General features: G+C 70.4%; 13 protein-coding genes. 7 read left to right on the top strand and 6 right to left on the bottom strand.

Features of this window, described 5'->3' with window-relative positions:
• Positions 1-440: 440 nt before the first annotated feature.
• The 5 genes from lysS to EDF64_RS08740 all read left to right on the top strand — a co-directional run bounded on the left by lysS (position 441) and on the right by EDF64_RS08740 (position 4,085).
• The gene (gene lysS / locus EDF64_RS08755) at positions 441-1,943 is read left to right on the top strand and encodes a lysine--tRNA ligase (RefSeq protein ID WP_133519637.1); all 1,503 of its coding nucleotides are present in this window, start codon (positions 441-443) and stop codon (positions 1,941-1,943) included.
• A 28-nt stretch (positions 1,944-1,971) separates the two neighbouring features.
• Positions 1,972-2,175, top strand: a complete 204-nt coding sequence (locus EDF64_RS08750; RefSeq protein ID WP_133519636.1) for a hypothetical protein — start codon at positions 1,972-1,974, stop codon at positions 2,173-2,175.
• Between the two features lie 96 nt (positions 2,176-2,271).
• Entirely contained in the window at positions 2,272-2,412 is a 141-nt protein-coding gene (locus EDF64_RS18160) for a hypothetical protein (protein WP_166645663.1), read from the top strand.
• Positions 2,413-2,475: 63 nt separating this feature from the next.
• Positions 2,476-2,670 (top strand): hypothetical protein, encoded by a 195-nt coding sequence (locus tag EDF64_RS08745; protein ID WP_133519635.1) that lies wholly within the window; start codon positions 2,476-2,478, stop codon positions 2,668-2,670.
• 341 nt (positions 2,671-3,011) lie between these two features.
• Positions 3,012-4,085, top strand: coding sequence for a sigma-70 family RNA polymerase sigma factor (locus EDF64_RS08740; RefSeq protein ID WP_133519634.1), 1,074 nt, complete (start codon positions 3,012-3,014; stop codon positions 4,083-4,085).
• A gap of 185 nt (positions 4,086-4,270) precedes the next feature.
• On the opposite strand, the gene EDF64_RS08735 is transcribed toward EDF64_RS08740, so the two are convergent.
• Both EDF64_RS08735 and EDF64_RS08730 read right to left on the bottom strand, forming a co-directional pair.
• Positions 4,271-5,239 carry a C4-dicarboxylate transporter gene (locus EDF64_RS08735; RefSeq protein ID WP_133519633.1) on the bottom strand — a complete coding sequence of 323 codons (969 nt, stop codon included), beginning with the start codon at positions 5,237-5,239 and terminating at the stop codon, positions 4,271-4,273.
• 59 nt (positions 5,240-5,298) lie between these two features.
• On the bottom strand, positions 5,299-6,231 hold the full coding sequence (locus EDF64_RS08730; RefSeq protein WP_133519632.1) for an NAD(+)/NADH kinase: 933 nt from the start codon (positions 6,229-6,231) through the stop codon (positions 5,299-5,301).
• A gap of 69 nt (positions 6,232-6,300) precedes the next feature.
• Between EDF64_RS08730 and EDF64_RS08725 the strand changes: the two genes are divergently transcribed.
• On the top strand, positions 6,301-6,777 hold the full coding sequence (locus EDF64_RS08725) for a Clp protease N-terminal domain-containing protein (protein WP_133519631.1): 477 nt from the start codon (positions 6,301-6,303) through the stop codon (positions 6,775-6,777).
• 196 nt (positions 6,778-6,973) lie between these two features.
• Positions 6,974-9,490, top strand: a complete 2,517-nt coding sequence (locus EDF64_RS08720; protein ID WP_133519630.1) for an ATP-dependent Clp protease ATP-binding subunit — start codon at positions 6,974-6,976, stop codon at positions 9,488-9,490.
• 239 nt (positions 9,491-9,729) lie between these two features.
• On the opposite strand, the gene EDF64_RS08715 is transcribed toward EDF64_RS08720, so the two are convergent.
• From EDF64_RS08715 to EDF64_RS08700, 4 genes are read right to left on the bottom strand one after another with little or no spacing between them, the layout of a single operon-like run.
• Positions 9,730-10,722, bottom strand: coding sequence for an alpha/beta fold hydrolase (locus tag EDF64_RS08715; protein WP_133519629.1), 993 nt, complete (start codon positions 10,720-10,722; stop codon positions 9,730-9,732).
• Complete coding sequence (locus tag EDF64_RS08710) at positions 10,719-11,681, bottom strand: hypothetical protein (protein WP_133519628.1); 963 nt, start codon at positions 11,679-11,681, stop codon at positions 10,719-10,721. The genes EDF64_RS08715 and EDF64_RS08710 overlap by 4 nt, the downstream gene beginning before the upstream one ends.
• Positions 11,678-12,136, bottom strand: a complete 459-nt coding sequence (locus EDF64_RS08705) for a hypothetical protein (RefSeq protein WP_133519627.1) — start codon at positions 12,134-12,136, stop codon at positions 11,678-11,680. The genes EDF64_RS08710 and EDF64_RS08705 overlap by 4 nt, the downstream gene beginning before the upstream one ends.
• A complete protein-coding gene (locus tag EDF64_RS08700; protein ID WP_133519626.1) occupies positions 12,133-12,576 on the bottom strand; it encodes a hypothetical protein in 444 nt (147 codons plus the stop codon). Before EDF64_RS08700 ends, EDF64_RS08705 begins: the two co-directional genes overlap by 4 nt.
• Positions 12,577-12,840 lie beyond the last annotated feature (264 nt).

Raw genomic sequence — 12,840 nt, 5'->3', positions numbered from 1 at the left:
GTGCGATGGTCGGCTCGACGACAGAAGCGACCAGATCGAGCATCGTGGTCAGAACCGAGTGCGTATTCACAGCGCCGAGGGGCGCCGGTGCCAGAACGAGCATCACAAAAAGGCATAAGAGCTTCACCTCATTTCCTATGCACCGCGACTACACGCCTGAACACCGGCGTCGGATCGCAGTCCTCCGGACTGCGTTCGATTCCCATCGCGACCGACCGCTGGGGGCCGCGGGTAAGCACTCCCAGGGAGTAGTCGTGACGGCTACCGAAACGCCGCCGTCGCACCCCCGGTTGCCGATCCACAGTTCGGCGAGTTGCGTGCTAGTTGTTCACTCGTCGGACCACCTGCCGGCGCGTCGCGAGATCCCTCTCGATTCCGGGTCCGACCCCGCGCGCGGGTAGCATCGACGCGACCCCCACGACCATCGGAGCCGCACCAGCATGAGCGAAGAGACCGCCGCAGACGTCCTGTCAGCCGAGGAGACCAGCGAGCAGCGCCAGGTCCGGCTCGACAAGCGGGCGAAGCTCCTCGAGTCGGGCATCGAGGCCTACCCGGCCGAGCTCCCGATCACCACGACGATCCCGGCCGTCCGGGCGCAGTACGCGCACCTCGAGACCGGCGAGGAGACCCAGGACGTCGTCGGCGTCGCCGGACGCATCGTGTTCTCGCGCAACACGGGCAAGCTCTGCTTCGCGACCCTGCAGTCCGGCGACGGCTCCCGTGTGCAGGCGATGGTGTCCCTCGCCGAGGTGGGCGACGAGTCCCTCGCGCGCTGGAAGGAGTTCGTCGACCTCGGTGACCACGTGTTCGTGCACGGCCGGGTGATCTCCTCGCGCCGCGGCGAGCTGTCGATCATGGTCGACGAGTGGGCCATCGCGGCGAAGGCGATCCTGCCGCTCCCGAACCTGCACAACGAGCTCAACGAGGAGACGCGGGTCCGCCAGCGCTACCTCGACCTCATCGTGCGCGAGGACGCGCGGGCCACCGTCCGCGCCCGTGCCGCCGTGATGGCGTCGCTCCGCGAGACGTTCGCCGGACACGAGTACCTCGAGGTCGAGACGCCGATGCTGCAGACCCAGCACGGCGGGGCCTCGGCGCGCCCGTTCGTCACCCACTCGAACGCCTTCGACACCGACCTGTACCTGCGCATCGCCCCGGAGCTCTTCCTGAAGCGCGCCGTCGTCGGCGGCATCGACCGGGTGTTCGAGGTGAACCGGAACTTCCGCAACGAGGGCGCCGACTCGACGCACTCGCCGGAGTTCGCGATGCTCGAGGCGTACCAGGCGTACGGCAACTACGAGCAGATGGCCGACCTCACCCAGGAGCTCGTGCAGAACGCGGCTCGTGCGGTGACCGGCGGGCCGCTCGAGGTCACCCTGGCCGACGGCAGCGCGTACGACCTCGGCGGCGAGTGGCCGCGCATCGACATGTACGGCTCGCTGTCCTCGGCCGCTGGTCGCGAGATCACCCCGGAGACGCCACTGTCCGAGCTGCAGGCGCTCGCCGCGGCCGAGGGCGTCGAGGTCGCGCACGCCACCCACGGCAAGTACGTCGAAGAACTGTGGGAGCACTTCGTCATCGACTCGCTCGACCGCCCGACGTTCGTGATGAACTTCCCGGTCGACACCTCCCCGCTCACCCGCGAGCACCGCACCCGTCCGGGCATCGTCGAGAAGTGGGACCTCTACGTCCGCGGCTTCGAGCTCGCGACGGCGTACTCCGAACTCGTCGACCCGGTCGTGCAGCGTGAGCGCTTCGTCGACCAGGCGCGGCTGGCGGCCGGGGGCGACCCGGAGGCGATGCGCGTCGACGAGGAGTTCCTGCGGGCGCTCGAGCACGCGATGCCGCCGTCGGGTGGCATGGGCATGGGCATCGACCGCCTGCTCATGGCGATCACCGGGCTCGGCATCCGCGAGACGATCCTGTTCCCGCTCGTGAAGTGACCCCAGCCGGGCGAGGTACCATGCTCGGGTGCCGCATGGAGTCGTGACCGGGATCATCTTCGCCCTGACGCCGACCGTCGTCGTCGGCCTCATCTTCTGGTTCGTGATGCGTGCCATCATGCGGGCCGACCGCACCGAGCGTGCCGTGTACGCCAAGGTCGAGGCGGAAGAGCGCGCCCGGTTCGAGCGTGAGCACGGCGTCCCCGCGCCGGCACCGGCCTCGGCCGAGTAGCGCCGCCGGGCAGGGTCCACCCGTCGAGGGTTCACCCGGCGTTCACTGCGCGGTGTGACCCTGGCGCTCATGCGCGCCGCACACGACCCTGCCGCGATGGATCCTGCCGCGACGGATCCCGCCGGGCCGGTCGACGACCTCGACGCCGACGACGCCTTCGGGCACCCGGTGATCGCCGACGCCGCCCGCGACGACGCCGTGTGGTCGGACGGCGACGAGGACGACATCGACGTCTGACCGTCCGGGGCTCGTCACCGGCCGTTCACCCGGACGACGCGTCGCGGGGTGACGATCGTCCGCATGTCCATCACGCAGATCCTCGCCGGCCGGAGCGCCGTCGTCAGCGGCGGGAGCGCCGTCGGTACCGGCCGCGGCACCGTCTTCACCGGCCGGAGCCTGGTCGGCGACATCGAGAGCGAGTACGACGAGTTCGACCGCGACGCCGATCTCGAGGTCTCGAAGCGCCGCGAAGGGTGGCTCGAGCCCTCCTGGTGACCCCCACCCGTTCCACTTTCGGGGTACGGCGACCGGATCACACCGATCCGGGCCGCCGTACCCCGTTCTCGTGTCCAGAGGACGCAAGCGTGCGGGGTACAGGTTCGGAAACGCTGCCGAAACACGAGAGCAACGCCGGAAACACGGCGAATCCGGCTTGATCTCCGGCCGGATGGGGGACCAGACTGTCGTTGTGGCGTACCCCGTGGGGGACGGTTCCGATGGTGAAGCACGGAGATGCCTGAGAATCGATCGGATCGGTTTGTGGGGTACACCTCGTGACCGCTTTACTCGTGATCACCCCACCGAGGCCAACACCGTCGAACGCAGGGAGAGTCATCATGACGATCGCGACCGCAGCACCGAAGACGACGACCACTGGCACCACCGCGCGCCGGACCACCAAGAAGACGGCAGCATCGAAGACCTCCGCCGCCACGAACGAGACCACCACGCTCGACACCGAGGTCGAAGCCGACGAGCAGCTCGCCGGCGTCCGCGGTGCCTCGGTCGACCAGGTCGGCGACTACCTCCGCCACATCGGCCGTCTCTCGCTCCTCACCGCTGAGGAAGAAGCCGAGATCGCCCGCCGCATCGAGGTCGGGCTCTTCGCCGAAGAGAAGCTCAACACCGAGAAGGACCTCGCGAAGACCCTGCAGCGCGAACTCCGCTGGCTCGTCCGCGACGGTGAGCGTGCCAAGGAGCGCATGATCACGTCGAACCTGCGTCTCGTCGTGAGCATCGCCAAGCGCTACTCGCAGCGCGGCCTGCCCTTCATGGACGTCATCCAGGAGGGCAACCTCGGCCTCGTCCGTGCGGTCGAGAAGTTCGACTTCACGCAGGGCTACAAGTTCTCGACCTACGCCACCTGGTGGATCCGCCAGGCGATCTCGCGTGGTCTCGCCGACAAGGCCCGGACGATCCGCATCCCGGTCCACACCGTCGAGCTGATCAACAAGATCTCGCGCACCGAGCGCGACCTGACCGTCGACCTCGGCCGTGCGCCGATGCCCGACGAGGTCGCCGCCGAGCTGAGCATGAGCGTCGAGGAGCTCGTCGACCTCAAGGGCCGTTCGCACGAGCCGGTCTCGATCCACACCGTGGTCGGCGACTCGGACGACAGCGAGCTGGGCGACTTCATCGAGGACGAGGACGCCGCGAGCCCGAACGAGCTCACCGAGACGACGCTCCTGCACCGCGACATCCGCTCCATCGTCGCCGAGCTCCCGAGCGATGAGGCGAACGTGATCCGCATGCGCTACGGCCTCGACGACGACAAGCCGATGACGCTCGACGAGATCTCGAAGATCGTCCACACGACCCGCCAGGCGGTCAGCCGTGTGGAGTCCCGCGCCAAGCTCCGTCTGTTCGCCAAGGCGGTCTCGCAGGACATGCAGCTGTACCTGACCGACTGAGGTCAGAACGCTTCGGCCGGCGCGTGAGTGCTGGCTCGGGGAACCGGGTCGTTCCGTGGGAAGGCGGCTCGGTGGGGTGATGGGACGGCCCGCTCAGGCACTGCCTGGGCGGGCCATTCACGTCTCCGGGCGACCGGAACGCGCCGGGGCGTCCCACCGCCACGGAGAGCGGGCACGGAGAGCGGTCACGACGCCCGGCGCGCGGGGACCCGACCGGCGCGGAGCAGGCCGACAGACCGCACGGCGATCGTGCCGACCAGCACGGTCGCCGCAGCCACCACGACCCAGGCCGCCACCGTCCCGACGCCACCGAGCCCGGTGGTCGTGAGGACGCGGACCCCGTAGGTGGCACTCGCAGCTGCGGTGAACGTCATCGCCCAGAACCCGATCGCGAAGCCGGTGCGCAGGTACCGCCGGACCAGGAAGACGTGCGGCAGCAGGAACGCCACCATCGTGGACACCAGCACCGTGTCGATCGTCGACCACGCGCCGTCGGTGATCGTCCACCACGCGTTACCGGCGACGGCCGGGGGTGCCGACAGGATCGCCAGGGTCGGGAAGAGGGGCGGCGGGAGCGCCGGTCCGGTGGCGAGCCGGCCGAGCAGCACGGCGCCGATGAGCAGCCAGAAGAGGATCCCCGCGGCGAAGAACCCGAGTGCGAGCGTGTGCTGTCCGATCACCGCGAGGGACTGCGCGGTGAGGAGCGACGCCGCGACCGTCGGCAGCAGGTAGCCGCCGTGCAGCGTCCCCGGCTCCCGGGGTGCGGTGAGCAGCGACGCGACGAACCAGGCACCGAAGGCGGTCGACAGGGCGGCGGTCGCCCAGACCCCGACCGCGCCGACGACCGGCAGCCACCCGGCAAGGTGTGCGCTGAGCAGGGAGCCGACGGCGGGCACGAGTGCGGCGAACGGACCGAACACCGGGTGCCGCAGGTCATCGCGGATGCCGCGCAGGCCGCCGGCGCGGACGGCGTACCGCACGATCGTGGTCAGCCACACGACCGCGGTCACGATCCAGAGGGCCTCGCCGACGGCCTGCGGGGCGTGGAGCTCGACACCGGCCGCCGTCCACGTACCGGCGATCCCGGCCGTCCCGAAGGCGATGCCGAAGGTGTTGAGCGCGAGTTTCGGACGGGTCGAGCCGGTGCTGGACATGAGTGCCTCCTCGGGCGTGTGTCCGAGGAACCAAACCACCCAGGACGGTTATTCCCCTGCTACTCCTCGACCTCGCGGCCCAGCTTCTGCCGGAGGTCCTGCGGGATGAGTTCGATGAGCTGGTCCGGCCGCACCGGCAGGTCGAGCAGGCTCAGCTTCACCCGACCGGTCCGACCGTGCCGTTCGGCGTCGAGGCGGACGACACTGCCGGCGTCCTTCCGGAGCCGGACGTCGAGCTGCGCCCCGGTGGCCACCTCGCCGACGACGAGCCCGTCCACCTCGAGTGCCGCGCTGCGGGTGCCCTCGGCGATGTCGAACCGGTAGCGCTCGCGGGCGGCGAGCACCACCGCGCGGTCGATCCCCGCCATCGGCGCGACCGGGGTCACCACGGAGCCGGACAGCGCGGGGGAGAGCACCGGACCGCCGGCGGCGTAGTTGTACGCGGTGGACCCGGCCGGGGTCGCGGCGACGATGGCGTCGGCGCGGTAGTAGCCGTAGCCGAGCCCGCCGACGCTGAGGTCGGCCGACACCTGACCGGCCCCTGGGCGCCGCACGATGGTGAGGTCGTTGAACGCGAGGTAGTCCGTGCGTGCCCCGCTCCAGAACAGCCGGGCCTCGAGGGCGTGGTGCGGCTCGAGCTGGTACTCGCCGGCGGAGAGGCGTTCGAGTGCAGCCTCGAGTTCGGGCGGTTCGATCTCCACGAGGAACCCGACGTTGCCGTAGTTGACCCCGAGGACCGGCACCGGACGCTTCGCCACGAGCCGCATGGCGCCGAGCATCGTGCCGTCGCCGCCGAGTGCGACGACGAGGTCCACCTCTTCCGTGAAGTCCTCGTCCCCGATGACGTCGACGCCGCCGCCGATGCGCTGGGCGTCGGCGCGACGGGCGACGAGACGCCCGCGGCCGGACGCGTTCCAGCGCTGCAGGGTCCGGACCGATTCCTGCACGTTCTTGGTCGGGTGGACGACGAGGCCGACGACGGGCTGCTCCATGCCGGAATCGTACCGACCTCGTCCCGAACGCCCCTGGTTCTCATCGCAGATGTGCGATATTCTGCATGCATGCAGATCGCCACGCTCTCGGTCCCCGTGCCCACCCTCCGGCACGGCCGCGAGATCGTGCTCCTGGCCGAGCAGGAGTCGCGCCAGACGGGCTTCGGGTTCCTCGACGCCGAGCACCTGCTCCTCGCCGCCGTCACCCTCTGCGCCGGGATGCCCCGGTTCCGCCCCGTGCTCGACGCGCACGGTGTCTCCCCGGCACGGGTCCGAGCCGCCAGCAGCGCCTTCGTCGGGGCTCGCGGCGCCACACCGCAGGAACCCGACCGGATCGCCTGCACACCCGCCGCCGCTCGTGTGCTGGCCCGTGCGGCGCAGCTCTCCGGAGCGGACGGACGAGTCCGGCCGCACCACGTGGTCCTCGCGGTCCTCGACGGCATCGACGACCCGTTCACGGGGGCCGCGCACGACGTCCTCGAGCACCTCGGCGTCGAGCCGCGCCGGTTCCGACGGGCCGTGCGTCGCGCGGCGCGGCAGGCGTAGTCGACGCGACCAGGACACGGCCTGGAGGCGCGTGGCGGGGCCCGCCACGGGCCTCCAGGCCGCCGTTCCGTCCGCTCACTGCGCACAACCCGCAACGAGGTCACGCCCACGGCGAACAGGGGCAGCCACCGGGGTGAGCGCTGGTTACTCTCGATGTACGTCACCGGTCTTCCACGAGTCCGGCAAGGGAGAGCACATGTTCGAGAGATTCACCGACCGAGCCCGTCGTGTTGTCGTCCTCGCTCAAGAAGAAGCGAAGATGCTCAACCACAACTACATCGGCACCGAGCACATCCTCCTCGGCCTCATCCACGAGGGCGAGGGCGTCGCCGCCAAGGCGCTGGAGTCGCTCGGCATCTCGCTCGATGCCGTCCGCGAGCAGGTCCAGGACATCATCGGGCAGGGCCAGCAGCAGCCGACCGGGCACATCCCGTTCACGCCGCGCGCCAAGAAGGTGCTCGAGCTGTCCCTGCGCGAGGCGCTGCAGCTCGGCCACAACTACATCGGCACGGAGCACATCCTCCTCGGCCTCATCCGCGAGGGCGAGGGTGTCGCAGCCCAGGTGCTCGTGAAGCTCGGCGCCGACCTCAACCGGGTCCGCCAGCAGGTCATCCAGCTCCTGTCCGGCTACCAGGGCAAGGAAGCGGTCGCCGTCGGCGGCGAGCAGCAGCAGAACGCGCAGCAGGGTTCGCAGGTCCTCGACCAGTTCGGTCGGAACCTCACCCAGGCGGCGCGCGACGGCAAGCTCGACCCCGTCATCGGGCGCGAGAAGGAGATGGAGCGGGTCATGCAGATCCTCTCCCGCCGCTCCAAGAACAACCCCGTCCTGATCGGTGAGCCCGGCGTCGGCAAGACCGCCGTCGTCGAGGGCCTCGCCCAGGCGATCGTCAAGGGCGACGTGCCCGAGACGTTGAAGGACAAGCAGCTCTACTCCCTCGACCTCGGGTCGCTCATCGCCGGCTCCCGCTACCGCGGTGACTTCGAGGAGCGCCTCAAGAAGGTCACGAAGGAGATCCGCACCCGCGGCGACATCATCGTCTTCATCGACGAGATCCACACGCTCGTCGGTGCCGGTGCTGCCGAAGGTGCGATCGACGCCGCGTCGATCCTCAAGCCGCTCCTCGCCCGTGGTGAGCTTCAGACCATCGGTGCCACCACGCTCGACGAGTACCGCAAGCACTTCGAGAAGGACGCCGCACTCGAGCGTCGCTTCCAGCCCGTGCAGGTCAACGAGCCGTCGCTGCCGCACGCGATCAACATCCTCAAGGGTCTCCGCGACAAGTACGAGGCGTTCCACAAGGTGTCCATCACCGACGGCGCGATCGTCGCCGCGGCGAACCTGGCGGACCGCTACGTGCAGGACCGCTTCCTGCCGGACAAGGCCATCGACCTGATCGACGAGGCCGGCGCACGCCTGCGTCTCTCGATCCTGTCGGCGCCGCCGGAGCTCCGCGAGTTCGACGAGAAGATCTCGGCGGTCCGCGGGCAGAAGGAAGCCGCGATCGAGGAGCAGGACTTCGAGAAGGCCGCTTCGCTCCGCGACGAGGAGAAGAAGCTCCTCGGCGAGCGTCTCCGCCTCGAGAAGCAGTGGCGTGCGGGTGACGTCGCCGCGTCCGGCACCGTCGACGAGGGCATCATCGCCGAGGTCCTGGCGCAGGCCACGGGCATCCCGGTGTTCAAGCTCACCGAAGAGGAGACCTCGCGTCTCGTCTTCATGGAGAAGGCCCTGCACGAGCGCGTCATCGGTCAGGAAGAGGCCATCTCGGCCCTGTCCAAGACCATCCGCCGTACCCGCGCCGGCCTCAAGGACCCGAACCGCCCCTCGGGCTCGTTCATCTTCGCCGGCCCCACGGGCGTCGGCAAGACCGAGCTCGCCAAGGCGCTCGCCGAGTTCCTGTTCGACGACGAGGGCGCGCTGATCTCCCTCGACATGTCGGAGTTCGGCGAGAAGCACACCGTGTCCCGCCTGTTCGGTGCCCCTCCCGGGTTCGTCGGGTTCGAGGAGGGCGGCCAGCTCACCGAGAAGGTGCGCCGCAAGCCGTTCTCCGTGGTCCTCTTCGACGAGATCGAGAAGGCCCACCCGGACATCTTCAACTCGCTGCTGCAGGTCCTCGAAGAGGGTCGTCTGACCGATGGTCAGGGCCGCGTGGTCGACTTCAAGAACACCGTCATCATCATGACCACGAACCTCGGTTCGCAGGGCATCGCCGGTGGCCCGGTGGGCTTCCAGGTCGAGGGTGACTCGGGCGTCGGCTACGACCGGATGCGCGGCAAGGTGAACGAGGAGCTGAAGAAGCACTTCAAGCCCGAGTTCCTCAACCGCGTCGACGACACGATCGTGTTCCCGCAGCTGTCGCAGCCCGAGCTGCTGCAGATCGTGGACCTCTTCGTGAAGCGTCTGTCGGACCGTCTGCTCGACCGCGACATGACGGTGGAGCTCACGCTCGCCGCCAAGGAGCAGCTCATCAAGGTCGGGTTCGACCCGTCCCTCGGTGCTCGCCCGCTCCGCCGCGCGATGCAGCACGAGGTCGAGGACCAGCTGTCCGAGCACATCCTGCAGGGTGAGCTCAACGCCGGCGACCATGTGAAGGTCGACTTCGCCGACGGCAAGTTCGAGTTCGAGACCGGGCGTCAGCCGGGTCGCGAAGAGGTCCTCGCCGGGGCAGCAGCGGTCGAGGCCGCAGACGCCCCGCAGGGCGAGATCGAGTCCTAGGACCCGTCCGAACAGGAGGCGCGGTGCCAGCTGGCACCGCGCCTCCCGTCGTTCCCGGGTCCCGTGTGCGCGTCGTGTGTCCTCCGACCCCCTTGCGGGGGTACGGTGATGACTGCGCGAGGCGTTCCCCCCAACACCTCGCGCACAGCGATCGACCGGTTCCCCCCAACGGGTCGAGACGCCGGCGGCCCCGGTCTCTTCGGAGACCGGGGCCGTTGCTCGTTCCCGGGGTTGCGGCGTCAGGCCTGCAGGGTCGCGGCGAACTCGCGCACCGCGGTCTCCCAGCGCTCCGGGTCCTCGTTCCACTCGAGCGTGTGCGGTGCCGTGCGGAACGTCACCGCGCGCACGTCACGGCGTCGGGTGAGCCGGGTGACGTCGTCGGCCGCGACCAGCGCGTCCGCCTCGGAGTGCAGCACGAGGGTCGGGGTCCGGGTGTCCTGCCACGAGGGCGTCCCCACCGGCTGTGCGGCGCCGGCCAGCCGGGAGGCCACCGGCGTCGTGGCGATCCGCGCCGCCACGGTGCCGACGAAGCGGGGGAGCCGCGCGGCCCCGACCGCGCCGCGCAGCGCCGACCGGACGTCCAAGAGCGGGGAGACCCCGACTATCCCGTCGACCGGTTCGCGCGACGCGGCCACCGAGCACGCCAGCGCACCGGCGGACCACCCCTGCAGCACGACTCGGGCGACACCCCGGGCACGAGCGGCCCGGACGGCGGCGACGATGCGGTCCACCGCGACGGGGTCCAGCGAGCGGAGCGGGAGGTCGGTGGTGTCGAGCACCTCGGACGTCGCCCCGAGGCCACGCCACACCCCGAGACCGCGCAGGACCTGACGCGGCCCGAGGGACTGCCCGTGGACGTGCACGACGTGGGTGTCGCCGGTGGCGGGCTCGGTGCCGGGGGCGTCCTCGGCGTCGTCGAACAGCATCGCGTCCCAGGTCCACTCGCCGGTGGCCGCCGTGGCGTCGGTCCGCCGACGGACCCCGTCGGCGTCGGAGCCGAGGACCTCGCCCACACGGACGTCGTGCCCGTCGCGCGTGAGGCGGTAGGTGCCCGGCAGGCGGGTGTCCCGCGTCGCCACGAGGTCGACCTCGGTGGCGGAGGAGCTCCGCACCGTGGCAGTCGCGGTGTACGGCGTCGGGACGATCAGCCGCCGTGCCACGAGGGCGCCGAGGCCGAGCGTGCCGGCCGCGCCGACGGTGGTCCCGAGTGCGGCGAAGCGTCCGCCTGTCATGTGGTCTCCCTGGTGCGTGCGGTGGTGCCTGCGGTGGTGGTGGATGCGGCGACCGCCGGGACGTCCTGCCCGGCTTCGCGCGCGCGGTCCTCGATCTCGACGGACAACCGGTGCAACCGGCTCCGCCACTGGCGACGCTGCCAGACGATCGTGAAGTACAGGCCGTGGTTGCCCGACTGGGCCTCCAGCCGGCGGAGCTCCGGTTCGAGCACCCGGAAGCGCCGGCGGGTCCGGCGCCAGTCGCGGAACTCCCGCGCGGCGTCGGGCAGCACTCCGCCCGCGGCGCCGACGGCGAGGAGCACCATCGACGTCAGGAACACCGGGGCGTAGACGGCCGAGAGCACCCTCGTGGCGGCGTCCGCGCCCAGGACGTGCACGGCGTCGAGGCCGATCGCGATCACGGCGAGGAGCACCATCGCACCCGCGCCGACGACGAACAGCCAGTACATCCGACCGAGGTCGCCCGTCCGGAACGCCCGGAGGACCGCCAGTGCCGACCGTGCGATGACGATCGCGATGTAGGTCATCTCGACGGCGGAGTAGAGCGCGGTGGGCCACTGGTCGCCGTACTCCGCCATGAACGACGACGTCGGGTGCGGGGCGTCGATCAACGAGAACAGCACGACGAGCGCGACGAGGACCGCGACGCAGCCGATCAAGCGGCTCGGCCGGAGCAGGTTCGCGGAGCTCGCGGCGGCCTCGACCGACTGCGCGAGGGCGAACAGGCCGCAGACCATCAGGCAGCGGCCGAGCAGGTCGGCGACGTTCGGCTCGTGCGTGACCGTGGCGAGGAAGTCCAGGACGTCCGCCTGGTTGATCGTCAGCCCCACCGCGACGAAGGCGCAGCACACCATGAGCCACGTCACGCTCGCCGACTGCGTCCGCACCAGCAGAAGCCGTGCGACGAGCACGACCAGGATGAACCACACCGGGAGCGAGCCCCAGACGTGCAGCGTCACCGGAAGATCCCGGGCTGCTGGCCGTCCGGGTCGAGCAGCCCGATCCGGAGCGCGAGCTGGTCGGCGACGAGCTCGACCTCGTGCTCGTGCGGGGTGTCGAGGGAGCGGGTGAACGCGGTCCGGCCGGTGAGCAGCCCCGTGTACGCCTGGTGGTCGCACCCGCGGTCGTCCATGAACACGTGCGCGAGCTCGTGCAGGACGCACGCGACCCGCGACCGCTCGGAGAGGTCGGGCCGGGTCTCGAGCAGGGCGTGGTCCGCGCGCTGGATCAGCCGCGCCGACAGGTCGCCGGGCAGGTCTGCGGTGCGGACCCGGATCGGCTTGCCGAGCGCTGTCTCGGCCCGCTCGACGAGTTCGGGCAGGGACAGGCGGCGGGGGAGTCCCAGGCGCTCCACCCGCCGGCGCGCCTCGGTCTGCCGGCGGATCGCGCCGAGCCGGTCGCGGAAGGCCGTCACGACGCACCCCCGGACTCGTCGAGCCGTCGGACGTGTTCGGTGAAGTCGCGGATCTCGTCAGCCGTCGCGAACTCGCCGAGGCGCCGGGTCGCGAACGCGACGACCTCGCGCTTCCGCAGCTCGAGCACGAGTTCGAGTTGCGCCTGCACCCGCTCGGGCACGTCCGTGCTGCCCGCGGGGTCGGTCAGGTACTCCGCCGGCACGCCGAAGTAGTCGGCGAGGGCGGCGAGGAGCCGTTGGTCGCGGACGGCGGGTCCGTTGCCGCCGAGCATGTACCCCCAGCGCGGCCGGCTCATCGAGACGCCCTGCGTCTCGATCTCGGCGGCGATCTCCTTGTAGGAGGGTCGCTGGCCCGAGTTCGCCTCGACGACGTCCATCAGGAGCTGGAGCTTCCGGGAGAGTTCGCGCCGGTGCGCGTCGTCGTCGTTGTACTCGATCACGTCGTCCCACCCTTTACATCTGTCTCAGACATGATAAAACTGGACCAGCGCGACGGCCAGTCCCGACCACTCTGCCAGGGTCCGGCCCGCCCGTCAGGTCGGCATTTCGTGGGGGGATGCCGAACCCGGGTACGCGATCCGCGCGCAGTGGGCGGGACCGGTGGACGGACTGGAGGCGCGGTGCCAGTGGACTGGTCCCCGGTTCTTGGACTGATTAGTCGGTTCGAGATCCGGGGATGGTTCGTGTGGGTGGTACCGCGTCGT

The organism is Curtobacterium flaccumfaciens (assembly GCF_004361695.1).
In the GTDB taxonomy this organism is placed as follows: Bacteria; Actinomycetota; Actinomycetes; order Actinomycetales; family Microbacteriaceae; genus Curtobacterium; species Curtobacterium flaccumfaciens_B.
This window is presented reverse-complemented; position numbering and strand designations above follow the sequence as displayed.

Bases quoted from the DNA above. Each gene is read 5' to 3' on its own strand.
- lysS (WP_133519637.1), top strand. From the start codon at position 441: ATGAGCGAAGAGACCGCCGCAGACGTCCTGTCAGCCGAGGAGACCAGC.
- EDF64_RS08715 (WP_133519629.1), bottom strand. From the start codon at position 10,722: ATGACAGGCGGACGCTTCGCCGCACTCGGGACCACCGTCGGCGCGGCC.
- EDF64_RS08740 (WP_133519634.1), top strand. From the start codon at position 3,012: ATGACGATCGCGACCGCAGCACCGAAGACGACGACCACTGGCACCACC.
- EDF64_RS08735 (WP_133519633.1), bottom strand. From the start codon at position 5,239: ATGTCCAGCACCGGCTCGACCCGTCCGAAACTCGCGCTCAACACCTTC.
- EDF64_RS08745 (WP_133519635.1), top strand. From the start codon at position 2,476: ATGTCCATCACGCAGATCCTCGCCGGCCGGAGCGCCGTCGTCAGCGGC.
- EDF64_RS08720 (WP_133519630.1), top strand. From the start codon at position 6,974: ATGTTCGAGAGATTCACCGACCGAGCCCGTCGTGTTGTCGTCCTCGCT.
- EDF64_RS18160 (WP_166645663.1), top strand. From the start codon at position 2,272: ATGGATCCTGCCGCGACGGATCCCGCCGGGCCGGTCGACGACCTCGAC.
- EDF64_RS08725 (WP_133519631.1), top strand. From the start codon at position 6,301: ATGCAGATCGCCACGCTCTCGGTCCCCGTGCCCACCCTCCGGCACGGC.
- EDF64_RS08730 (WP_133519632.1), bottom strand. From the start codon at position 6,231: ATGGAGCAGCCCGTCGTCGGCCTCGTCGTCCACCCGACCAAGAACGTG.